The following is a 24842-nucleotide window of genomic DNA, read 5'->3' as shown; positions in this document are numbered from 1 at the left end:
ACACTCAGCCCATTTTATGAAAGTGATGCCCCATATGTTACACTTATAAAATGACATTCATTGCGAAATGGTATAGATAATGACTTTTACATGTTAAAATGAAAAGGAATCAAACGAATAAGGGAGTTACATTTAGTGATACATAAAGTAGAAGAATACGTAGAATCGATATTCAACAACGACAGTACAGGTCATGACTGGTTTCATATCCAAAGAGTCCGAAGACTTGCCTTACATATCGGCGAAAAAGAGAAAGCAAATCTTCTAATGGTAGAGATCATTGCACTATTGCATGATGTACTAGATGACAAAATAACAGCAAATATAGACAAAGCAAAAGAAGAAATAGCTGCACTCTTGACTGAACTGCCATTAACAAAATTACATATAGATGAAATTCTTTATACAATAGAAAACATTGGCTTCAAAGGGGGAAATGGAGTAGTCCTGGACTCACTCGAGGGGAAAATTGTACAAGATGCCGACAGACTTGATGCATTAGGTGCCATCGGGGCGGCCAGGACATTTATGTACTCCGGTGCAAAAGGGCAAGCGATGTACGATCCTCAAATAGAGGCCAGATCTTCTATGACATATGAACAGTACCGAGGGGAAAAGTCCACGGCTATTAATCACTTCTATGAAAAGTTATTTCTATTACAAGACACACTTCAAACGGAAGAAGCGAAAAAGATAGCCTCGGAACGTTATGAGTTTATGCAGAAATTTGTAGATCAATTTATGAAAGAATGGAATGAGATATAACAAGATGAAAATGTTGATTGGGGAAGATTTATCAAAAACATATGTGGAAAAAGTACTGCTTGGCAACACTTCTTTCAGTATCCAAGAAAAAGAAAGAGTCGGTCTCATAGGTGTAAATGGTACAGGGAAATCCACCTTATTAAAGATCATCGCCGGACAAGAAACTCCTGATGCTGGTACCATCACCACTTCCAATGACTATACAATTGGGTTTCTGTCACAACAGCCTGAATTGAATGATTCTTTTTCTGTGATGGAACAAATCTTTAGCAAAGACTCGAACACAAACAATGTTATTAGACAATATGAGAAGTGTTTAATGCAAATTCAAGCAGACCCTTTGAATGAAAAACTTCAGGATCAACTTGCTAAGCTACAGTCACAAATGGACCAGCTCCAAGCATGGGATGCAAGCTCAAATGCCAAGGCCATTCTCAATAAACTCGGTATTACGGATACTAACCAACAAATTTCCAACCTTTCAGGCGGGCAAAAAAAACGTGTAGCCCTATCTCAGACATTGGTGGAAGCTGCTGATCTATTAATTTTGGATGAGCCTACCAACCACCTGGACTTTGAGGCGATCGAGTGGCTGGAAGATTACTTGAGTAAATACCAAGGAGCGGTACTTCTTGTAACGCATGATCGTTATTTTCTTGATAAGGTAACAAACAAAATATTTGAGCTGCATAATGGAACCATTTACACATATACCGGAAACTATGGAGATTACCTGGAAGCAAAAGCGATTAGGCAGGAAGAGGAGCTTAAAGTGGAAGCGAAACAGAAGAGCCTTTATCGTCAAGAGTTGGAATGGATGCGTAAAGGAGCAAAAGCCAGAACGACGAAACAAAAAGCAAGAATCAAGCGTTTTGAGGACCTGGATGAGAAAGTATCCTCTTCTTCTTCAACAGGTGAATTAGAACTTCTGACAGGCTCTGCAAGACTCGGAAAAAAAGTAATGGAAATAGAAGATGTTTCCCTTCAATTTGGTAGCAAGGTTATCCTTAAAAATGTTGACTTACTGATAAAGCAGAAAGACAGAGTGGGAATTGTTGGGCCAAATGGGGTGGGGAAATCTACCCTTTTAAATATCTTTGCTCAAAAAATCGCACCTGACCAAGGGAAAGTGGATGTTGGATTGACGGTTAAACTCGGTTACTACACCCAAGAGCAACAAGAAATGAATCTTGAACAAAGAATGATAGAATATATAAAAGAAGAAGCGGAAGTCATTAAAGGCGAAGACGGGCAGCACATCAGTGCTTCACAGTTACTGGAGCGTTTTCTTTTTGCTCCGCACTCCCATGGGACTCCGATTCGGAAACTTTCAGGCGGCGAAAGAAAAAGGTTATACTTATTGAGAATACTCATGTCTCAGCCTAATGTATTGTTGCTTGATGAACCGACCAATGATTTGGATACAGAGACATTAACCATTTTAGAGGGTTATTTAGAAGAATTCCCTGGTGTTGTGATAACAGTTTCCCATGATCGCTATTTCTTAGATAAAGTCGTTGAAGAACTGTTTATTCTTGAAGGTGACGGTAACGTTAAAAGAATTTTCGGTGAGTACTCTGACTATGTTCATGAGCAACAACTAAAACGTAAAGAACAAAAACAGTTAGAGCAAGCAAGAAAAGAAACACAAACTGTAACGCGTCAAAAACAAAAAAACTTGAAATTGTCCTACCAAGAACAAAAAGACTGGGAGACTATTGAAGAACGTATTATGGAGCTTGAGGAAAAACTTGAAACCATTGAGACAGAAATTGCATCCGCAGGAAGCGATTATGAAAAGGTCAGCAAGTGGCTTGCAGAGCAAGACCAAACCAACCAACTGTTGGAAGCGGCCATGAACAGATGGGAAGAGCTATCTGAAAAAGTCGAAAAAATTAAAGAGCAATCATAAGTAAAGAAGGGGTGTTTTTTCTTGAATATACAATCCATTGAACCAACTCCAAGTCCTAACACAATGAAAGTTATACTTAGTGAGGAACTTCCGGCCGGTTCAAGAAACAATTATACTAAAGACAATAGTGACCAAGCGCCCGAAATTATCCAGGATATACTGGGAATAGAAGGTGTTAAAGGTGTTTATCATGTAGCGGATTTTCTTGCTGTAGAAAGAAATGCCCGCTTTGATTGGAAAGCGATACTTTCAGAAGTAAGGGCTGCTTTTGGAGAAACAGATGACAATCAAGACACAGAAGATCAAAGATCACTAGAAGGTTTTGGCGAAGTGAAAGTTTTTGTTCAAATGTTTCAAGGAATTCCAATGCAAGTAAAACTTACGGACGGGGATCAGGAAAAACGTGTCGGTTTACCCGAAAGGTTCATGAAAGCTATTCTTTCCGCACAAGAAAAGCAAGATAATGTGGTGCTTGAACGAGAATGGAAAGAACATGGTGTCCGCTATGGGGATCTTGAGGCGGTTGGAATAGAGATAGTGGAAGAGCTTTCTGCCACATTCACGGACGAACGTTTGGAAAAAATGTTAAAACAAGAAGACAATACGGATAAATTGAATACAATAAAATCGAAAGAGCGTTATAAAGTTACATTGGAAATGCTAGATGAACCTGATTGGTCTAAACGCTTTGCTGCACTTGATCAAATGGATCCAAAACCAGACGACATCCCGGTACTGGCAAAAGCACTAGAAGACGAAAAGGGCTCTATACGCAGGTTGGCAACTGTATATTTTGGAATGCTTGAAGAATCTGATATACTACTTTACTTGTCAAAAGCGTTGAAAGACAAGTCGGTAACAGTTAGAAGAACAGCTGGAGACTGTATGTCAGACCTTGGTGATAAAGCAGCCATGCCAGCCATGATAGAAGCCTTGAAAGATAAAAACAAATTAGTTCGTTGGAGAGCGGCCATGTTTCTTTACGAAGTTGGAGACGAATCTGCGCTTCCTGCACTACGAGAAGCAGAAAACGACCCAGAATTTGAAGTGAGCATGCAAGTGAAAATGGCCATCCAACGGATAGAAGGCGGAGAAGAAGCAAAAGGCTCCGTCTGGAAACAAATGACCGAAAGAAACAACTAGGTGCTTTAAGTTCCATAGCAGTTGATTGGAGTAAAAGGCAAAGACTCCTGAGGGAGATAGCGCTAGGTGGAGACCCCACAGGCGAAGCCGAGGAGGGTCCAGCAGCGCCCCTGGGAAAGCAACGCCATTTGCGGAAATCAACTGCAGTATACAAGTGATAAAAGGAGGAAATTAACATGTCTATGGCATATGAAGAATATATGAAACAAATAGTTAAACCTATGAGAGATGAACTAACAAGAGCAGGATTCCAAGAACTGACTACAAGCGATGAAGTTGAAGAATACTTCAATAAAGCAGAAGGAACAACACTTGTAGTGGTAAACTCCGTTTGCGGATGTGCAGCAGGATTAGCTCGCCCGGCAGCAACACAATCCATTATCCAAGCCGACAAAACACCAGATCACCTAATAACGGTTTTCGCTGGCCAAGATAAAGAAGCTACTTCCAAAATGAGGGAGATATTTGGTGACATTCCACCTTCTTCACCGTCCATGGCATTGTTAAAAGGGAATGAAGTCGTACATTTCATCCATCGTCATGATATTGAATCAAACACGATGGAAAATATCATGACCAACCTTCAAGGAGCTTTTCATCAATATTGTTAATTCGCAAGGATGTGTGTAGGTTTTATACTGCGCACATCCTTTTATAAAGGAGAAACTTATGATCGTAACCACTGCGGGGAGAACCAGTGAAGAAATGATTCAAACTGCAAAGCATATTTCACAAGACCTACGATGTTTCTACATAGGTAGAAATAAAAAATCAATCCCTACCTTATTCAAGGAATATAATCAAGATGTCTTAGTTATAGGGAAAAATCGTTATGAATGGTATCCCTTGAATATAACAGAACCTATATTTTTTCATCCAAATACAGCTGGCTTTCGAGTTAAAAGGTGGCTTCAAGGAGAAATAGAGCCGTTTTTAGAAGCAACAGAGTTACAGGACGGAATGAGTTTTCTTGATTGCACACTTGGCCTCGCATCAGACAGTATCATGGCAAGCTTGGCAACAGGTGAACAAGGAAAAGTGTGGGGGATAGAAGGGAGTAAGGTTCTTGCTTATCTAGTAGATAGAGGGCTCGCTGCTTGGGAATCAGAAAATAGTACGATAGATGAGGCAATGAGACGCATTAAAGTCTTACAAGGTAAACATCAAGACCTTTTATCAACACTGCAAGATAACAGCTTCGATGTTGTATATTTTGACCCCATGTTTGATATCGAGATCCAGGAATCTAATGGAATAGCACCCTTAAGAAACATTGCAGTAAAAGAGACTTTAAACAAACAAACGCTGCATGAAGCATTAAGGGTTGCCAAAAAGAGAGTAGTATTGAAAGACCACTGGCAAAGCGAAAAGTTTGCACAATATGGATTTACCGTCTTAAAAAGAAAAACTGCTAAATTCCACTTTGGCTTTCTAGAGTGTTAGCTTGGAAATAAAAAAACTCGTGTTGAGAATATCTCAACACGAGTTTTTATTTTATCACATCAGTCAGCAAAACATAAATAAATTAATGCACCTAAAGTAACAAAGCTTGATACCAAAATCGCAATATCTGCCATGATATTAACCTCCAATATGTACTATTCATTAATATTAACAAATAAACACAAATAAATGAATAATAATTACATCATTTTTACTAATTTCAAAAGATTTTTGCTGATTCCGTAACAAAAATTAACTAGATGTAAGACATGCAAGCTTAGAAATGAAAAGTTAACGCAAAATTGATAAAATTTTCTTACTTTTGTGATATACTAGTTTTACATAATACTAGAGAAATTAATAGAATGGGGATATACAGATGGAAAGGAAGACTGTCATGCCGAAATGGCTCAAGAAATCGTTAGTGGTCCTAATTACAGCGCTTACGTTCGGTACAGTATCGCCACCTGCCTATTTGACAATAGACGATCAAAAGGATGATTCGTCGTTTGGCGATGTAACAAACAAAAATTATTCAAATGAATTTATTGAACCCTTTGAGCAAAGAGTGTCCAAAGATTCTTTCTTGTCATTAGCTACCGAACAGGCTGAACTACAAAGTTTTGAAAAGTTCGGCTCAAGAATCGGTCCGAAAATACAAGATGAATTTAAAGATGTTATTTTTCCTAAAATGGAACAGGTGTTGCAAGATTTAGCAGAAGAACATCCTGAAGAGGATCTAAGTAATTTAACTATTTCTGAAAATCCGACAGGTGGAGACAGCGAAAAGATTTTTCATATTTATCATGCAGTCACAGGAAAGGATCTTATTCGCTTTCATGTAAGAAAAGATCATCCTCCGTTAGATGGATATTATTTTAACTTTCACTACCATACTTATCACGATGAATTCCACGGCCATCATGCACTAGGCTCTATTTACTGGGCGAAGAACACACCACCTAAATGGTTGAGCTAGAGAGAAAGAGGGGGGCCATATGAGAAAATATACGTTAAAAGAGATGAGAGAAACAACAAAAAAGATGTTAGATGACAGAGGTGTCACCATACAGGATATCGCAGAAATCGTTCTTCTACTTCAAAAGAAATATATTAGTAATGTGACCCTCGAAGATTGTATACATAACGTCGAGAAGGTCTTGGAAAAAAGAGAAATTGTTCATGCAGTGTTAACGGGATTGTCGCTTGATATTTTAGCAGAAAAAAAGTTGCTCCCAGATCCCCTTCAATATTTGGTGGAGACAGACGAACCGCTATATGGGATTGATGAAATTATCCCATTATCTATTGTAAACGTGTATGGATCGATTGGATTGACGAACTTTGGATTTCTCGATAAAGAGAAATTTGGCATCATAAAGAGGTTGGACGAACACGAAGGGGAAGAAGTTCATACCTTTATGGATGATATAGTATGTGCTCTTGCAGCAGCGGCAGCAAGTCGAATTGCACACAGATCGAGAGACATAGAAGAGGCTGAATTAAGCGAAGAGGAAGTAATTGTATAAGTGAACTTGTTAAAAGAGTTGTTCTGTTATAGAATTACTCTTTTTTTGTTGTTTAGGAAATTATTAAATAATTGAATGGTAGATAGTCTCCATGCTACTTCTATATCATCGTCATGAAGACCTGAGTGACAAGGAAAAAGGAGGAGAGAAGTTTTCATCGCCATTATGAAGACCTGAGTGCCAAGGAAAAAGGAGGAGAGAAGTCTTCATCGCCGTGATGAAGACCTGAGTGACAAGGAAAAAGGAGGAGAGAAGTCTTCATCGCCGTGATGAAGACCTGAGTGACAAGAAAAAAGCCAAAGAGCAGTTCTCATCGCCGTCAAGAAGACCCCTGGTGACAACGTTAGAGGGCGAATTGTAAAAGTAAGGTTCTGCCAATATCTCAAAGAATCTGGAACAATGACTTAATCTTGGCAGTTACTCGAGGATGAGTGCTTTTTTGTTAAGTAGACTGGAAAAATTTAATCACTCTTATTAAGAAGAGATTACAAAAATGTCATTCAAATTAAAGCACAAGATGATATAATACTATTATAATAGAATTGAATCTTCTGATAATTACTTACTCAACAAGATCAAAACAGCTAGAGAAGGTGAGGAAAGATGAAACGACGATTATTTGCCATAGTGTTATTGATTACATTTACTATTATACCGATATATTGGAAAGCATATGCTAGTTTGGACGCCATTCCACTTACAGAGTATAAGTCCACGGAACTTGATTCCCACCTTATAGATATACCTAATCGAGCTACTTTAAATCAACTAATATACCTTCCTCCAGGAAATTTTCCAGAAGAAGATGCAGCAAACATGATTCGCCATGTTTCCAACATACCAGCCCACATTTTGTCCGTGTTAGTTCAGCAAAATGTTCATTTGTATTTATTTAATGGAAATCTTACAGATGTGGAAGGGTTTGAACATTTACATGGGGTAAAGCCGAGAGGGTATTCGGATCAGGGCTCAAACTGGGAAGATGTTCCCGGCATTGGGGGTTCCAAACTTGTATTAGCTAAAATTGGACATAGCAATAAAGGATATGGGCATGGTTCCATGAATTTAGAACTTCATGAACTTGCACATTCCATTGACCGTTATGTCTTAGGGAATGTTCGCTTTAACCATACTTTTATTAAAGCATGGAAAACTGAAGTTGCTTCCTTGTTTCCAAACAGAAGCTATTTTTACACTTTCCCAGAAGAATATTTTGCAGAGACGTTTGCCATGTACTACTTAAATGATGTGTCAAGACTTGAATTAGCAAAACGCGCTCCGCACACATTCCTATTTTTTCAGAACATGGAAAAACTACCAGTAACCAGAAACCTAATATCGAACACTTATTAGAAAAGCATTCCTAGGAATGTTTTTTCTTTTTGTCTTAGTCGTAAAATTGTATGTCTTTTATGATAGAATGTACTAAGAATAAAGACAGTACAAGAGGTGAAGAAAGAATGAAACAATATCTGGATTTATGCAAACACATATTACATAACGGTACCGAAAAAGAAGACCGGACAGGCACCGGAACAATTAGCACTTTTGGTTATCAAATGAGATTTGACCTGCAAGAAGGGTTCCCATTAGTAACAACCAAAAAGCTACACGTGAAATCAATCATTCATGAACTACTATGGTTCTTAAATGGAGATACAAATATAAAATACTTACAAGATAATGGCGTAAGAATCTGGAATGAATGGGCAGATGAAAACGGAGATCTAGGCCCTGTATATGGATATCAATGGAGATCATGGCCAACACCAGATGGAGAAAGCATTGATCAAATTGCAAACCTGATTGAACAAATTAAACATAACCCAGATTCAAGAAGACTGATCGTCTCTGCATGGAATGTTGCGAATGTCGACTCTATGGCATTACCGCCTTGTCATACAATGTTCCAATTTTACGTAGCTAATGGAAAATTATCTTGTCAACTATATCAAAGATCGGCGGATGTATTCCTAGGCGTCCCTTTTAATATTGCTTCCTATGCGTTGCTCACCATGATGGTCGCGCAAGTATGTGACTTAGAGCCAGGTGAATTCATTCATACTCTAGGTGATGCACATATTTATTCCAACCATATTGAACAAGTTAATTTACAATTAGACCGTGAACCAAAAAAACTACCGAAAATGAAATTAAACAAAGAAGTAACATCTATCTTTGATTTCAAATATGAAGATTTTACACTTGTTGATTACGACGCACACCCTCATATTAAAGGGGTCGTCAGTGTATGATTTCCATTATTGTAGCTACAGATAAAAATAACTTAATAGGTAAGGACAATGATCTCCCATGGAGAATTCCTGCAGATTTAGCCTACTTTAAAAAGGTTACTCTTAACAGCACCATCGTAATGGGTAGGAAGACGTACGAGTCCATCGGAAAACCTCTGCCTAAAAGAAGGAATATCATTTTATCCAGACAAGATTTTCATGCTGATGGTTGTGAAACGCTTCATTCTATTGAAGAAGTTGAAAGTTTGAATGTGGACGGAGAAGAGCTTTTTATTATAGGCGGGGCTCACATTTTCATGGAAACACTCCCTATCGCAGACTTTCTATATTTAACTTATATTGAGGAAGAATTTGAAGGGGATACGTATTTTCCTGAAATAAATGAACAAGATTGGGAATTGATCTATAGTGAAAAAGGTATAAGGGATGAAAAAAATCCTTATGATTATTATTTTAAAAAGTATAAGAGAATAGGTTTATCAGACAAATAGATGTGGTTTTAGGGAGAGAAGGAAATGTTACGTACGATATGGTGGTTTGCTTATTTTTTCGGCTATTTAATTTACAGTTTGCCGACAATTAAAAAAGTCCAAAAAATAGACACTCCAATGACAGTGGAAGAAAAAGATGCTCTAATGCACCAAAAGCCCAAACACTGGGCCAAGACATTGGTGAAACTTACCGGTTCAAAAGTAGAGGTAATTGGCCAAGAGAAAATTCCTCAGGGTCCTGTACTTTTTGTTAGTAATCATCAAGGCAACTTCGATGTTCCCATTTTAATTGGCTTTTTAGAAAAGCCACTTGGTTTCATTTCCAAGGTTGAAGTAAAAAAAATTCCGCTCATACCAAGATGGATGGAAGCAATGAACTGTGTGTTCATCGATCGCAAGGATAGAAGAAAAGCGGTGCAGTCTATAAAAGATGGAATTGCGACTTTGAAAATGGGACATTCATTGGTCATTTTTCCTGAAGGAACGAGAAGCAAAGGGGATGAAATGGGAGAATTCAAAAAAGGTGGCTTACGTCTGGCAACAGACAGCAAAGTACCCGTTGTTCCTATCACGATTTCAGGATCCTATAAAATAATGGAAGAAAGCAAATTCGGTTTCCAACCTGCTCAAGTCAAAGTGACGGTACACGACTCTATCTTCCTGCCACAAGACGAAAAAGTCGACGGCAATCAACTAGGCATACAAATCCAAGAAAAAATCAAACAGGAAATAGGATGATATCACCTGCAGCCACTACAAAAGTAGTGGCTTTTCCTTTAAAATGAAAATACCAATTAAAAGGAAGTGTTCAAATAATGTGTGGCAGATTTTCCTTAACAACAGAACTACATAAGTTAGAAGAACGCTTTTTTCTTGAAAATGCCAAAAACCTTGAATATCAAATAAGCTACAATATTGCTCCAGGTCAGCCCATATTGGCTATAGTACAAGGAGAATTCAAAAACAGAGCAGGCTATCTTCATTGGGGTTTGGTGCCGAGTTTTGCTAAAGACAAAAAAATCGGGTACAAAATGATTAATGCCCGTGCAGAAACACTACATGAAAAAGTAAGTTTTCGAAAGCTGTTGGAAAGAAAAAGATGTATCATTCCAGCAGATGGGTTCTATGAATGGAAAAAGCAAAACGGTGAAAAGAAACCCATAAGGTTCACACAAACTAATGAACAGCCTTTCGCATTTGCTGGACTATGGGACCGATGGGTTACAAAGGATGAAGAAATGGTGAGCTGTACATTAGTAACCACAAGACCAAATAAACTTGTAGAAGGTGTCCATGACAGAATGCCTGTGATATTAAAAGAAGAACATGAAAAAATTTGGCTTTCTAGGCAAGAGCTCACAAGGAGTGAGATAAGCGATATGTTGCAACCCTTTGAGGCTGATCATATGCAAGCTTATGAAGTTTCCGCTGTCGTTAACTCTCCAAGAAACAATGGTCCTGAATGTATAGAGTCTTTATAAATTTGTTTTATTTTGTCTAATGAAAGTTGACACTTATTTTAATTTTTGGGGTATAATCATAATAAACGGGTGAAAAAAGAGGATTGATATTTTGCTATGGAAAAGCCTAGAGTTCACGATTAATGAGGGACAGAAGGTAAAAGTCATTGAAATTCCAGTATTGGAGGACGATAGCACATATCATTTTATGGTTCGAGTAAGATTGGAGAGGTTTATAAAAACAATCCTGTCTGAGAAGGAGCCAAAGCAAATTTATTCTTTCAAGGAATACTTGCGAACAGTTTTGAAATGGCCGGATTATTGTAAAGTTGTCAAAACAGATATATTAAAAAATAATGCTTAAACTTATGTTAATGTGATAATATTAATACAGGGCCGATACCCTGTATTTTTTTTGTTTTAAGTTTGAACAAGCCCGCTTCAAAGGTATAATAGTAAAAAGGATATAATTGGGGAAGTGAATTTAATGACAAATGTAAAGATAGTGACAGATTCAACTGTTGACATTGATCAGTCCATTATTGAAGAATTAAACATAGAAATTGTTCCGTTATCCATTACGATTGACGGGGAATCATACATAGACCGATTTGGAATTAAACCTGATGAATTTATGGATAAAATGAAACATTCTACTGAACTGCCAAAAAGTTCCCAACCTGCTGTGGGTACTTTCGTAGATGTATACAACCGTTTAGGTGAAGATGGTAGCAAAATTCTTTCCATACATATGACCGGAGGCATGAGCGGGACGGTAGGTTCTGCTGAAAGCGCCGCTGGTATTAGCGACAGTGATGTAACAGTAATAGATTCAAGGTTCATTTCTTTTGCTTTATCTTTTCAGGTAGTGGCTGCAGCAAAAATGGCCAAAGAAGGTAAGGATCTGCAAGAAATTTTGAACAAGTTGAATGATGTGCGTTCCAATACGGATTTATTCATTATGGTAGACACATTGGACAATCTAGTGAAGGGCGGCCGAATCGGAAGAGGAAAGGCTCTGATTGGGTCATTGTTGAACATCAAGCCGATTGCCTCTTTAGCAGATGGGGTTTATACGCCGGTTACAAAAGTAAGAAGCCAGTCACAAGTAATTAAGTTTTTTACCAAACAATTCAAGGAAGATATTGCAGGTAAAGTGGTTAAAGGTGTGGGAATTGCCCATGCCGGATCATTAAAACAAGCACAAGTGTTAAAAGATGCTCTTTATGAGGCTTCAGGGTTTGAAGATATTCAAATTGCTTATACTACTCCTGTAATCTCTACACACACAGGACCAGGTGCAGTGGCATTAATGTATTATGCTGAATAGAAAAATAAAAGGTTACGGAAATGTCGACATTTCCGTAACCTTTTATTTTTTCTTTAGGAAATTATCAAAAGAATGAACACCTCGGTGGTGACAAGAAATTGGAAAAAGAAAAGATACTCATCGGCGTTCTGAAGACACCAGTGACGAGAAATCAGGAGAAGAGAAGTCCTCATCGTCATTATGAAGACATCAGTTACGAGAAATCAGGAGAAGAGAAGTCCTCATCGGCGTTATGAAGACATCAGTGACGAGAAATCAGGAGAAGAGAAGTCCTCATCGGCGTTATGAAGACATCAGTTACGAGAAATCAGGAGAAGAGAAGTCCTCATCGGCGTTCTGAAGACATCAATGACGAGAATTCAGGAGGAGAGAAGTCCTCAACGGCGTTATGAAGACATCAATGACGAGAATTCAAGAAAAGAGAAGTCCTCAACGGCGTTCTGAAGACATCAGTGACGAGAAATCAGGAGAAGAGAAGTCCTCATCGGCGTTCTGAAGACATCAGTGACGAGAAATCAGGAGGAGAGAAGTCCTCATTGGCGTTATGAAGACATCAGTGACGAGAAATCAGATTAAGTCTATATAATTGTGTAAAAAGAAAGGCCATTATCAATGTCCGTGTTACAATGTGTTCGACGAAAAACAATCACACACGGAGGCAATGATAATGACCAACATTAATATTACTATAAATTTGGAACAACTTAAAGCCGAGGTAGAAAAAAGCTCTTTAGGATCCCCGGTAAAAGCATCTTTAGCCCTTGTATTGAATTCGCTTATGGAGAAAGAAAGGGACGAATATATTAATGCTCTCTCTCACGAGAGAACGGATGACCGCAGAGGATATCGGAATGGCTACTATGAACGAGAATTAATTACCGGCACTGGCTCACTCACATTAAAGGTTCCCCGAACTCGTGATGGTGAATTTTCAACTTCTGTATTCCAAAAGTATGAGCGATGCGAACAAGCTCTAATTCTTTCTATGATTGAGATGGTTGTAAATGGAGTCTCAACTCGTAAAGTTACCAAGATTGTAGAAGAACTGTGTGGAAAAGGTGTATCTAAATCACTAGTATCTAACCTCACTAAATCATTGGATCCAATAGTTAATGAGTGGAGAAACCGCCCACTAAACACCCTTTATTATCCATACATATATGTTGATGCCATGTATATTAAAGTTCGTGAGAACGATAGGGTTGTTTCAAAAGGAGTACTTATAGCTTGCGGTGTAAACGAAGAAGGACATAGAGAGATTATTGGGTTAAGGGTTACCCATGGGGAATCAGAAGAAAGTTGGTCTAATTTCTTTGATCACCTAAAATCAAGAGGGATACAATCACCTAAGATGGTGATTTCTGATGCACATGCAGGGTTAGTGGCTGCTATAAAAGAATCCTTTTTAGGAACCTCTTGGCAAAGGTGTTGTGTTCATTTTCTTAGGAATATAATGGACTCCTTTCCTAAGAAAAACTCTTCAGAAGCAAAAACAGAACTCAAGGAAATCTTTAGAACATCCAACATTAAATTGAGCCGAGAACTGAAGCGCGACTTTATTGAGAAGTATTACGAAGTAAAAGGGTTTACTAAGGTAATTGAAACGTTGGATGCTGGCTTTGAAGATGCAATGCAGTTTCATTCTCAAAAAGCTGAGCTTCACAAACACTTACGTACAACCAATATGCTAGAAAGAGTAAATAGGGAAATAAGGAGAAGAGAAAGGGTAATTCAAATTTTCCCGAACGATCAATCTGCAATACGTATAATTGGATCTGTACTGATGAAAATGGAGGAAGAATGGAGTAAGTCAAAGTATATACACCATATCTAAGTAAAATAGTTTTTTAATTCCCTAAACGGAATTATGTGAACTGTCACATTAATGTTTGTTAATAAAAAAGCGCTTACAGTGACTGGGCCATAAAAAGGGAAAATTTTACCCCCTAGGGGGTAAAGAATACACCCTAAACCTTTAAGAAGAACAAGACCTGAAAACATAACCCCATAACACATTTAGCATTAGATCTCATTGTAACTATTTTTACACATTAATATGGACTTGACTAGAAATCAGGAGAAGAGAAGTCCTCAACGGCGTTATGAAGACATCAGTGACGAGAAATCAGGAGGAGAGAAGTCCTCATCGCCAATATGAAGCCCTTGGTGACAAGGGATTTTTTTGAAAAAGTCAAATATGAGCGCAAAGGGATGATCCGACCAAGGTCAATACTTCAAAACTATGCGAAAACCGAGAAAACGTCCCAAGAGATTATGATCTTGGGACGTAGTTTTAGCTCGCGTTAGCGATTTTGTTTATCCGTTCTCAGGTTCTGGTGTTGGAGTGGGTGTTGAATAACCTTCTTTATAAGCTTCGTCAATCATATGCCTAATTTCTTTTACACTTTTCCCTTTGCTATATTCCATCACGGAAGTAGCAGCAATCTCTAAACAGACTCCACATCTGGTACCATGGTCGTCCCACACAAGTGAACCATCTTCTTTGTTTTCGTAGACAAAGCAATTATAACTGCTTTTGTGTCCAGCAGAAGTGCCACATCCGCAATAACATGGAATATATTCAAGTACTTCCTTATGCTGTGCTGCTGCGGAATAGATAAGTTGCATATCTTCAGGCTTGTCCTTCAAAAAAGCAGGAAGTTCTTTAACAGAAGCTGTTTCTTCCCTAAGGTCTCCTTGGAAAAAGGATGGCTTCTCATTATGATGGTGTTGTTCTTCACTATGTTGTGTAGCGTTATTTTGTGTTTCCGTATTGGAACAACCTACGGTAAGAACCAACATACAAGAAGCAACTAATGCCAATTTTTTCATAAAACACACCTCGTTCACATAAACTGTACAAATATACTATACCATAGAGGAGTACAGAAAAATCTAACACAATTGTGAACGAGGGCAAACGGACTTACATTAGATTCCGTTATGATAATATTTTTACCAGAATAATAAACCGCCTAAAACGACACCAGTCACGAATGCAAGAGGGACTGCTACAGGATTGTATCCATATCCTCCATAATATCCACCCCATAAGCCCATGCCATAGCCACCAAATCTATTTCTTCCTGTTGGTTGAATGTAAACGTGGCTTGGAGATACTCTGACGATTCTTCCGTGGTGGGATGATCCGTCACGACATCTAACCGTGACATTTTGTCCTTGGTAACGACGACACTGGTTGTAAAATTGAGACATGATTCCTTCCTCCTATCATAATTTATCACTAGTAGACTATTCTCCCTTTGTCCCTTGTGCCTGTATGTTTGTCTTGGTTTGTCTTAATCTAAATAAATATAATTAAGACTCCCTTACTTTGAGGAGGGATATATATGACGAAAAAAATCTTATTATTTGCTGACTTTGGGATAGATGATATAATGGCAATCATTTATGCTTATTATGAGAAAAATATAGAGATTGTTGGAATAGTTGCGGAATACGGAAACGTTGATAAAAGAACAGCTATCCGCAATGCAAGATATCTGCAAAGAAATACTGGAAGATATGATGTCCCGCTTATTGGAGGGGCGGAGAGGTCCATGATCGGTGAACCCCCTATCTATTACCCTGAAGTCCATGGTCCTGAGGGTTTTGGAGGATATGTGCTGTCTCAAGATTTTCAGCCGGGAGATGATGTCTTTGAAAACTTTCATCAGATTTATGACATTATAGAAAAATATGATGGCGACTTAACCATTGTCTGTGTTGGAAGGTTAACCTCGTTAGCTACTTCTTTTATTCTTTATCCGGAAACGGTAGCAAAGGTAAGGGAAGTATATGTGATGGGAGGTACATTTAATTTTCCAGGTAACGTTACTCCAGTTGCAGAGGCTAATATATTTGGAGATCCATACGCTGCCAATATTGTTATAAATTTCGCAAAGAATTTAACCATCTTCCCATTAAATGTAACACAGAGAGCGATTTTGACTGCGGATATGGTAAATGATATTGATGAAATAAACAAGGAGAAAAACAATCAATTAGGATCCATTATCAAACCTATGATGGATTACTATTGGCAATTCTACAAATCACAGATTCCAACCATTCCAGGTGCTCCATTACATGATGTAGTCACTTTATGGGGAGTGTTTAATGAAAGTGAAATAGTGTATGAAATTAAACCTGTAAAGGTTGTAACATCTCCTGGTTCAGCATTTGGGCAAACAATTGGAGATTTTCGTGATTTTGTTCAACTGGCTGAATATCCGGTTCATCGAATAGCAATGGGATTCAACTACCCCTCATTTATAAATCGAGTAATAGATGTATTAACCTTAGAATTAAATAATTTTAATAATCAATAAACCGTACCTTAAAAGAAGCGTACGGTTTTTTTCTATAAGAAGAAAAATGAACAAGTTTATACAAGAGATTTTCATAAAATATCATATGTTGGTAAGCCTACTTATATATGGGGGAATTGGAAGGGTGGTCCATATGAAGAAAAGGAATCTCACTACATACGATATAGGCGATCTTCAGGAACATTTTAAAAAGACCTTTCATAATAGTCCTGATTTGTTTTTCTATGAAATGAAAAGAGGTGATTCCTCTATCCTTTTCATTTATCTGAAAAATCTTGTTGATCTTACTGTGCTAAATCAAACCATATTACCTTCTATTATAAACAATACTAAAGAGAGTTCTGTAGACTTTAAAAAGTTAATTTATCAATTGCCAACCACTTTGGCCAAATTGACAGATGATATGGAAGAAATAACCTATAAGTTATTGGAGGGAAATATCTTTTTATTTTCCCCAAATGCTGAGAAAGGATTATTAATCAACTTAGAAAAAAAAGTTGAGAGAGGTTTAGAAAAAGCAGAAACTGAATCGCTTGTTTTTGGTCCGAAAATTTCCTTTACTGAATCATTAAGTACAAATATTAGTATTATTAGACAAAATATAATCTCTGAAGACCTTTGTACAGAAAAATTGACTGTAGGCAAAAAGAATGAGGCGGAAATAAGAATCGTTTACTTAAAAGGGATGGCAGACGAGGAAATAATCCAATCAATTCGGAGTCAAATTAACTCGTTACAAGTAAATGATATTCTTGATACTTCTGTGTTGGCTCAATTAATTGAGGACAACAGCTATTCCATCTTTCCGCAGTATGTTCAAACAGAGCTGCCTGATAGGGTGACATACAGCGTAGAAAGAGGAATGGTTGCAGTATTTGTGGACAGGAGTCCGATGGTACTGCTTGGACCTGCTTCACTTTTTAATTTCTTTGAATCGACAGAAGATGTTTATATGCGTTGGAACATGGGAAGTTTTATCAGGTTCTTACGATATTTGACCATGTTTCTTTCTGTTATTCTTACTCCAGCATATGTTGCCATCATTACATACCATTATGAAATGATCCCGTCTACATTGTTGGTTTCCCTTGGGGAATCAAGATCAAAAGTACCGTTTACTCCTATTTTTGAAGCATTATTATTAGAAATAATGATTGAATTGCTTAGAGAAGCAGGAGCCCGGCTACCTACTAAAGTGGGGCAAACAATGGGTATAGTTGGAGGTATTGTACTAGGACAAGCAGCGGTGGAAGCAGGATTTACTAGTAATATTCTCATTATCGTTGTAGCTCTAAGCGCTCTTGGTTCCTTTACTGCACCAAGTTATTTAATGGGTACTGCAGTGAGGGTGATAAGATTTCCAATTTTAATTCTAGCAGGTATATGGGGAGGAATTGGGATAAGTCTTGGGCTATGTTTTTTACTCATTCACTTAATTCGCTTGACAAGCATTGGCGTGCCATATCTTAAACCTATTTATCCATTCGATAAAGAGCATGCATTAAATACCATTTTTCGGATGCCAATCCATCTATTAAGGACCAATCCGGATAAGAAAGGATTTTTTTCTTTTCGTCATCAAAGATCCCAGGACATAGATGAATAAGGTGAAGTAATGATGAATACTGCTAATAAGAAGAATTCTGTCGTACTATCTGCATATTTGGTGTTCTTTATTGTCCACACAAACCAAACAGGTGTTGGAATCGCTGGTATACAACGTATCATCTTCCTTGAAGCTGGCCAGGATGCGTGGATATCCATCATCATCAGCTATATAGGGATGGCAGTAGTTGTTTATGCTATGTGTTATATACTCAAAACTTTTGAAACGAAAGACTTGTTTCAAATACATAAGTTACTATTTGGAAAGTGGATAGGGAACATAGTTAATTTTATTATAGTTCTCTATCTTTTAGCTGGTCTGATGGCGATTCTTTTAGGCTATACGGAAATTGTACAGGCTTGGATTTTTCCAGATTTAGAAACATGGGCGATTGTCTTAATATTACTCTTGATTTCCATTTATGGAGTATATGGAGGAATTAAGACCATCGTTGGAGTAAGTTTTTTAGGATTTTTTTTAACTATTTGGCTCATCTTCATGTTAGTAGTACCTGTGCGATACATGGATTGGACTAATTTTTTCCCAATCTTGGAAGCTTCTCCAAAGGAATTGCTGTTAGGTGCATATAAGACTTCTTTCACAGTTTTAGGGTTGGAGATGTTGTTATTCGTTTACCCATATATTCGTGACAAACAGAGAGTGCATAAATACGCTCAACTCGGAGTTTTTTTCACATTCGCTCTAATTTTTGCCGTTACCGTTGTTGCAGTGGGATATTATAGCGGCGAGCAACTCGAAAAAACTATATGGGCAACACTGTCGATGTTTAAAATAGTTCAGTTTCCAAACCTGGAAAGATTTGAATTTCTGGCAGTGTCTTTATGGCTTGTCATCATTCTGCCTAATACACTGTTTATGCTTTGGGCTGCTTCAAAAGGTTTAAAGAGAATTTTTAACCGAAGGCAGAAAAGCTTTGTCATCATCACTAGTGTATTTGTCTTGATATGTTCCAGTTTTTTTCAAAAACGCGCCAACATCAATGAATTTGTTGATTTTGTAGGATTGTTTGGGTTTTATTCGATTTTCGTCTATCCCATTCCCCTAGCTGTGATTGTATGGATCTGGAAAAAAACGAAAGGTGGGGACAAGTCTAGATGATAAAAGTTATTTGGATTTGTTTATTTTTCATCTTAAGTGGTTGTGTCACCCCAAAACAACTAGAGGAACTCGGGTTAGTGACAGCTGTCGGTTATGATAATGAGGATGGGATGTTAAAAGGTTCCATCATCTATTATGAATTCGACCCCTTGCATCCAAATAATACGAAAATGGTCACATCCCTAGCACACACGAGTAAAGGAGTGCGCCAAAAAGAAAACTTGGCTTCAAGTAGGAGACTAGTATCTGGGCAATTGAGGGTGGCGATTTATGGAGAGGAGTTAGCGAAAGGTGGAATAATATCAATTATTGATACCTTATCTCGAGATTCGGAAGTTGGAACGATGTCTTATCTTGCGGTAAGTAAACCACAGGCATATGACCTTCTTCAACTCTCTCAAGAATCAGAAGATGTAACTAATGCTGGTACTTTTTTATATGACATGATTACTCAAAACGTAGAAGCGGATTCGCTGCTTTCTCCAACTTTGCATGAGTTTATGCAGTGTTATTACAGTGAAGGACGTGATCCAGTTCTTCCTTTATTAAATTTCAAAGACGGAACAATTATTATCGAAGGTATTTCACTATTTCAAGAAGATAAGGTAGTAGGTCAAATAGATAGCAGTGATTCTTTTTATTTGAAGCTGTTGTTGGATCCTTTTGAGGCGGGGAGTACGGAAGTAATTCTTCCTAAAGAAAAGGTTAAGGAGTTTATTCTTTCAAGTAACAATAAACAAGAGGAAAGTGTATATCTATCACTTGATCATCTTAGGAGCGATACTGACATAAAGTTGCAAGATAAACAAACCCCATCATTTTCAATAACCATTAAAATAAAAACCCGAATGCAAGAGATATCAGAAAACTATGATTTAGGTAATCCCGAAGCCATAAAGAGAATGGAAGAGACTATAGGAAAAGACATGGAAGGGCAATTAATAGAGGTACTCAATAAAAGCAAAGAGATGGGCGCAGATCCTATTGGATTTGGTAATTATTATCGAGCAGAAGTAGGGTATGACTCATTCAGCAAAGAGGAATGGAGAGAACATTATCAGAACGCAGAGTTTAAAGTGAAAATTGATGTCGAAATCTTACGCACCGGCGTGATGGATTAAAAGAAGGGACAAAATCCCTTCTTTTTTATTAAATTTGAAACTTTTTCCTATAAGGGTACGTCTAAGAGATAGTTATTTAAATATAGAGAAGAGAGTTTGTTACATTTAGGGGGAAAAAATGTGAAAGCATTGTTGTTAGTTAAAAAATGTTTGTTATTGATGGTGATCGGTCTATTTTTATATCCGTCATTTTCAAGCGCAGAAACAAACTTGGAAGTGAAAGTGGAATTCGGTGTAGATAACAAAGTTCAAATGGGCAAGGGTCATCCGATCAGGATTGAAGTGGTGAATAAAGGGGATGCGATTAAAGGTGATATCGTCGTATTCTCAAGCCCTACATATAATATGTCCGGAAGTTATGTCATTCCGGTTGAGTTAGAAGCAGGAGGATCCAAAACGTTGGAACTAGCAGTTAAAGGGACCTCTGATCATATGTCTTATAACTACTCAGGGACAAGGAATAACTTTGTCAGTTTTTATGAAGGCGGAGTAGAAAAAGGAAAAGAAGTAAAGATAAAAGGTAATGCAAATGCTCAACCAAGATATATCGGAGATAACAGAGTGGTACTAGGAGTACTCAGCAATAAACATGATGCCGTCAACTTCTTGAAACTAGTAAAGTATCAAAATGAAAGTATGGAATTGCTAAACATCGGCAGTGAGAACATTCCCAATGAATCATATGGACTGGAAATGTTTGATATTCTTTTGGTTCACGATTTCCCACTGGCCACACTTACAGCTCAGCAGCAACAAGCTATTAAAGACTGGGTAAATAACGGTGGTTCTTTGATGTTTGATACAAAGGTAGGCCTTAGTCAAGATTTAGGGGAACTGCAGGAGTTTCAGCTTTTAGATCCTACAGATGAAACATCCCTTTTAAAATTGAATAAAGAAAGTAGTTTTCCAGATCTTCCTGTATTCACTGGTGATCTATTAATAGAAGATACAACTGTATTGACAAAGGATGGAAATACGCCGCTTGTTCTTATGATGAACGCAGGGACGGGAACAGTGACCCAAATAGCAAGTAACTTGGCTTCTCCTCTTTTTGGAGAATGGAGTGAAATAAATACTTGGTGGGGGAGCGTTCTTCAAAAGGTTACATCCAAGAGTCCGAACTACCATAAAATGCCTGTCATGGAAGAACTAAGTCACCAATTAAGTCCCATAGGCGAAGCGTTTCCAGGTTCTATCGTTTCGGTACCACTTTTAATAGGAGCGTTTGCAATATATTTAATCTTAGTAATTCCGGTTCTGTATATTATTTTGAAAAGAACAGACAAACGTGAACAGGCATGGTGGATTATTCCAACTGTAGCTATCTTTACAAGTATTGCTGTCTTCGGAATTGGTGCGAAGGACAGAATTTCAGGAACACAAGTGAATGAAGCAAGTATACTTCTTTTGGACAATGAGACGGCAACTGCCAGTGGCTATGGAGTAGCTAGCATTCTTACTAATAGTGGCGGCGATTACAAAATGGAAACGGGAGAAAATACAACGCTTTTCCCGATGACATACGGTTATAATGACAATTTCGAATTAATGAAGAACTATGCATACGTCAGTTCTTTATCTAAAGGGACAGAAATCACTTTCAATGATGTGGAGTATTGGTCAACGCGTACAAGTATTGGTAACGTTAATGCCTTGTCACTAGGGAAAATAGATCATGCCCTTTCTATAAAAGACGGCAAAGTACAAGGTACCATATCCAATCAGATGCAGTATGAGTTAAAGGATGCTTTTCTTTTATCAGGTCGCGACTCTGAAGCACTTGGAGATATTAAAGCAGGTGAATCCGTAAAACTGGAATATGAGGTGTCTGGGGGGAACATTGCCAATGCTTTGACTGCTCCAAGCAGCACTTCTGCTACTAAGGCATTTCCGAATTTCCAAAGTTATTATAATCAAGGTCCTGGAGCTAATCAAATTGAAAAAGATGAACTTGAAGACTACAAAAAGTTCCAAATGCTGGACTTACTTGTCAATAGAAAAGATATTTTCTCTATCGCCTCTCAACCTTTATTGGTTGGTTATGTAACAGAAGGAGTAATGGGGACGAAGGTGGACGGTAAATCCGGAAAATCAAACGCCTCTCATCTTGTGGTTTTACCAGTTACAATCACTAATTCAGGTGGAGGAAGCTTTAGTTTTACAGAAGAACATTTGTCTCCTAACCTTGCAGTGACAGAAGGTGAAACAGGCATGGTCCATCATAACGGACTGGATTTCGGCGAGCCATATGTATACCTTGGTGGCGGGACGTATGACTTTATCTACAACCTTCCTGATATGGTGGATATGACGAAAGATGAATTAAAGGAAGTAAAACTAAAACTTCGTACAAGAGACGGTAACGTAGAATACTTTATATTCAATCAAAAGACGAGAGAAGCGGAACTTCTTGAAAATAAAGGATCTGTCACTTTGGAAGGAAACCTCGCTGATTATTTCGATGAACAGGGGAGTATAACAGTTCGTGTAACGATACCAAATAATTATGACAGAGATATACAAGTACCGGGAGTACAGGTAGAAGGAGCGTTAAAAGAATGATAGAGACCATTAATCTTACAAAAAAATATGGTAAATTTACAGCATTGGATTCGTTAAATTTAAAGGTTGATAAAGGTACAGTATTTGGGTTTGTCGGACACAATGGAGCTGGAAAATCTACCACATTTTCCATCCTATCTACCCTTCTTGCACCTACATCCGGGACTGCTTTTGTAAACGGATATGATGTGACGAAAAATCCAAAAATGGTTCGGAAGTATATTGGGTATATGCCTGATTTCTTTGGGGTTTATGACCAGTTCAAAACAGATGAATATTTGGACTTTTATGGAGCAAGTTATGGAATTCCTTTAGAAGAAAGACAGAAGCTGATTCCTCAGCTTCTAGAGCTTGTAAATCTGACAGATAAGAAAGATGCTTACGTAGATGTGTTGTCAAGGGGGATGAAGCAACGTCTTTGTCTTGCAAGAGCATTGATTCACGACCCGGAAGTATTAATTTTGGATGAACCGGCATCAGGACTGGATCCAAGGGCAAGGATTGAAATGAGGGAAATATTGAGGGAATTGAAAAGCATGGGGAAAACCATCATGATTTCTTCTCATATCCTGCCAGAACTTGCGGAGATGTGTGACGAAATTGGCGTCATTAATGGCGGGAAGCTTGTTGCTACAGGAAGAGTGGAAGAAATCCATCAACAACTTCAAGCCAATAAGGTCCTGAAAGTACTCATTCTTAAAGATATTGATAAAGCCATCAGGTTTTTTGAAGATATACCTAGTGTTTCCAACATTCAACTAAGCGAACAACGAGAAAATCTCCTCTCCTTCTCATTTGAAGGGACCGACGAGGAACAAGTTGATTTGTTAAAGAAAGCATTAGATTCTGGTTTGATGATTCTTAGTTTAAGTCAAGAAGAATCGAACCTGGAAGATATCTTCTTAGAAATTACAAAGGGTGTGGAATAATGAAAGCTCAACTTATCAACCCCATGTTAAATAAAGAGTTCAAGTTACGCTTCAGGAGTTTCAAAAGCTTCTTGGGGATATTATTCTACCTAGGTGTGCTAGGATTAATCGCCTTATTTTATATTTACATGGAAACTAGATTCAACACGATGGGTATGTTCCGGGCAGAAAACAGTAAAAACATGTTCATGATCTTAGCTTTTGTGCAGTTGGCTTTAATCTTCTTTATGACCCCTGGATTGACAGCTGGAATCATAAGCAGTGAGCGGGAAAAACAGACATTGAACATTCTTTTGACCACACAGCAATCTTCTACAAGTATCATTATCAGCAAGCTGGTGTCATCCCTATCATTTTTATTATTAATTGTAATCTCGAGCTTGCCGTTATATAGCATCGTATTTTTATTTGGTGGAATTTCACCAAAGCTACTGATATTGACTTTCGGTGTTTATTTGCTCTCTATGGCTACTTTGGGAAGTATTGGCGTTTTCTTCTCCACGCTAATACGGAAAACGATTGTAGCGATGGTATGTACGTATGGTGTAGCATTTTTCCTTGCTGCGGGAACAGCAATTATTACCATGTTCACAATTAGTTTTACGCAATATGGAGCAACTGGAGCACAGTCAAACCCACTTCCATACTTTATCGCCATGTTTAATCCCTTTGGTGTCATGCTAGCTCTGTTTGAGCCTGGTGCAGCAATGGAATTGAAGAATGTGACTGGAATAGATATGCACCTGGGTATAGGGTTGATCATTTCATATATCACTATATCAATCGTTTTGATTTTACTTAGTATTAAAAAGTTACGCCCAAATATGAGATCACGAAAAGGGTAGA

Annotated in this window: 25 protein-coding genes; 23 read left to right on the top strand and 2 right to left on the bottom strand. The window is 37.9% G+C overall.

The annotated features are described in order from the left end of the window. The first annotated feature begins 135 nt into the window (after window positions 1-135). The 16 genes from B4U37_RS12290 to B4U37_RS12220 all read left to right on the top strand — a co-directional run bounded on the left by B4U37_RS12290 (window position 136) and on the right by B4U37_RS12220 (window position 14162). Window positions 136-765, top strand: coding sequence for an HD domain-containing protein (locus B4U37_RS12290; RefSeq protein ID WP_088018473.1), 630 nt, complete (start codon window positions 136-138; stop codon window positions 763-765). A 4-nt stretch (window positions 766-769) separates the two neighbouring features. Further along, a complete protein-coding gene (locus B4U37_RS12285) occupies window positions 770-2677 on the top strand; it encodes an ABC-F family ATP-binding cassette domain-containing protein (RefSeq protein WP_088018472.1) in 1908 nt (635 codons plus the stop codon). 21 nt (window positions 2678-2698) lie between these two features. Then, window positions 2699-3820 (top strand): conserved virulence factor C family protein, encoded by a 1122-nt coding sequence (locus tag B4U37_RS12280; protein ID WP_088018471.1) that lies wholly within the window; start codon window positions 2699-2701, stop codon window positions 3818-3820. Window positions 3821-3996: 176 nt separating this feature from the next. Then, a complete protein-coding gene (locus B4U37_RS12275; RefSeq protein ID WP_088018470.1) occupies window positions 3997-4431 on the top strand; it encodes a BrxA/BrxB family bacilliredoxin in 435 nt (144 codons plus the stop codon). Between the two features lie 58 nt (window positions 4432-4489). Then, entirely contained in the window at window positions 4490-5263 is a 774-nt protein-coding gene (locus B4U37_RS12270) for a class I SAM-dependent methyltransferase (protein ID WP_088018469.1), read from the top strand. Between the two features lie 397 nt (window positions 5264-5660). Further along, entirely contained in the window at window positions 5661-6242 is a 582-nt protein-coding gene (locus tag B4U37_RS12265; protein ID WP_088020278.1) for a YpjP family protein, read from the top strand. A 19-nt stretch (window positions 6243-6261) separates the two neighbouring features. Then, window positions 6262-6792, top strand: coding sequence for a phosphatidylglycerophosphatase A family protein (locus B4U37_RS12260; RefSeq protein WP_088018468.1), 531 nt, complete (start codon window positions 6262-6264; stop codon window positions 6790-6792). Window positions 6793-7021: 229 nt separating this feature from the next. After that, the gene (locus B4U37_RS22565; protein ID WP_281252727.1) at window positions 7022-7153 is read left to right on the top strand and encodes a hypothetical protein; all 132 of its coding nucleotides are present in this window, start codon (window positions 7022-7024) and stop codon (window positions 7151-7153) included. A gap of 242 nt (window positions 7154-7395) precedes the next feature. After that, entirely contained in the window at window positions 7396-8145 is a 750-nt protein-coding gene (locus B4U37_RS12255; RefSeq protein ID WP_088018467.1) for an anthrax toxin lethal factor-related metalloendopeptidase, read from the top strand. A 107-nt stretch (window positions 8146-8252) separates the two neighbouring features. After that, complete coding sequence (locus tag B4U37_RS12250; RefSeq protein WP_088018466.1) at window positions 8253-9047, top strand: thymidylate synthase; 795 nt, start codon at window positions 8253-8255, stop codon at window positions 9045-9047. Next, the gene (locus B4U37_RS12245) at window positions 9044-9538 is read left to right on the top strand and encodes a dihydrofolate reductase (protein WP_088018465.1); all 495 of its coding nucleotides are present in this window, start codon (window positions 9044-9046) and stop codon (window positions 9536-9538) included. Before B4U37_RS12250 ends, B4U37_RS12245 begins: the two co-directional genes overlap by 4 nt. A gap of 24 nt (window positions 9539-9562) precedes the next feature. Further along, entirely contained in the window at window positions 9563-10276 is a 714-nt protein-coding gene (locus B4U37_RS12240; protein ID WP_088018464.1) for a lysophospholipid acyltransferase family protein, read from the top strand. Window positions 10277-10353: 77 nt separating this feature from the next. Next, a complete protein-coding gene (locus B4U37_RS12235) occupies window positions 10354-11019 on the top strand; it encodes an SOS response-associated peptidase (protein ID WP_088018463.1) in 666 nt (221 codons plus the stop codon). Between the two features lie 91 nt (window positions 11020-11110). After that, window positions 11111-11362, top strand: coding sequence for a DUF2535 family protein (locus tag B4U37_RS12230; protein ID WP_088018462.1), 252 nt, complete (start codon window positions 11111-11113; stop codon window positions 11360-11362). 123 nt (window positions 11363-11485) lie between these two features. Next, the gene (locus B4U37_RS12225; RefSeq protein WP_088018461.1) at window positions 11486-12328 is read left to right on the top strand and encodes a DegV family protein; all 843 of its coding nucleotides are present in this window, start codon (window positions 11486-11488) and stop codon (window positions 12326-12328) included. Between the two features lie 667 nt (window positions 12329-12995). Then, a complete protein-coding gene (locus B4U37_RS12220; protein ID WP_088016864.1) occupies window positions 12996-14162 on the top strand; it encodes an IS256 family transposase in 1167 nt (388 codons plus the stop codon). Between the two features lie 482 nt (window positions 14163-14644). Here the strand turns inward: B4U37_RS12220 and B4U37_RS12215 are convergent, their stop codons facing one another. Together B4U37_RS12215 and B4U37_RS12210 are read right to left on the bottom strand one after the other, a co-directional pair. After that, entirely contained in the window at window positions 14645-15160 is a 516-nt protein-coding gene (locus B4U37_RS12215; protein ID WP_088018460.1) for a PCYCGC motif-containing (lipo)protein, read from the bottom strand. 123 nt (window positions 15161-15283) lie between these two features. After that, window positions 15284-15544 (bottom strand): hypothetical protein, encoded by a 261-nt coding sequence (locus tag B4U37_RS12210; protein ID WP_083800888.1) that lies wholly within the window; start codon window positions 15542-15544, stop codon window positions 15284-15286. 134 nt (window positions 15545-15678) lie between these two features. Here B4U37_RS12210 and B4U37_RS12205 point away from each other — a divergent pair, with 134 nt between their 5' ends. The 7 genes from B4U37_RS12205 (at window position 15679) to B4U37_RS12175 (ending at window position 24841) form a co-directional block, all read left to right on the top strand. Beyond that, complete coding sequence (locus tag B4U37_RS12205; protein WP_088018459.1) at window positions 15679-16659, top strand: nucleoside hydrolase; 981 nt, start codon at window positions 15679-15681, stop codon at window positions 16657-16659. Between the two features lie 133 nt (window positions 16660-16792). Next, entirely contained in the window at window positions 16793-18265 is a 1473-nt protein-coding gene (locus B4U37_RS12200; protein ID WP_088018458.1) for a spore germination protein, read from the top strand. A 9-nt stretch (window positions 18266-18274) separates the two neighbouring features. After that, a complete protein-coding gene (locus tag B4U37_RS12195) occupies window positions 18275-19384 on the top strand; it encodes a GerAB/ArcD/ProY family transporter (RefSeq protein ID WP_245839970.1) in 1110 nt (369 codons plus the stop codon). Further along, window positions 19381-20505, top strand: a complete 1125-nt coding sequence (locus tag B4U37_RS12190; RefSeq protein WP_088018456.1) for a Ger(x)C family spore germination protein — start codon at window positions 19381-19383, stop codon at window positions 20503-20505. The genes B4U37_RS12195 and B4U37_RS12190 overlap by 4 nt, the downstream gene beginning before the upstream one ends. A gap of 120 nt (window positions 20506-20625) precedes the next feature. Next, complete coding sequence (locus B4U37_RS12185) at window positions 20626-23067, top strand: DUF8725 domain-containing protein (RefSeq protein WP_088018455.1); 2442 nt, start codon at window positions 20626-20628, stop codon at window positions 23065-23067. After that, window positions 23064-23996, top strand: coding sequence for an ABC transporter ATP-binding protein (locus tag B4U37_RS12180; RefSeq protein ID WP_088018454.1), 933 nt, complete (start codon window positions 23064-23066; stop codon window positions 23994-23996). The genes B4U37_RS12185 and B4U37_RS12180 overlap by 4 nt, the downstream gene beginning before the upstream one ends. Continuing rightward, a complete protein-coding gene (locus B4U37_RS12175) occupies window positions 23996-24841 on the top strand; it encodes an ABC transporter permease (protein ID WP_088018453.1) in 846 nt (281 codons plus the stop codon). The genes B4U37_RS12180 and B4U37_RS12175 overlap by 1 nt, the downstream gene beginning before the upstream one ends. Window position 24842: the final 1 nt, after the last annotated feature.

The sequence above is a fragment of the Sutcliffiella horikoshii genome (assembly GCF_002157855.1).
In the GTDB taxonomy this organism is placed as follows: domain Bacteria; phylum Bacillota; class Bacilli; order Bacillales; family Bacillaceae_I; genus Sutcliffiella_A; species Sutcliffiella_A horikoshii_C.
Note: the sequence above shows the minus strand (reverse complement) of the source record. Positions and strands in the feature narration are given on the sequence as shown.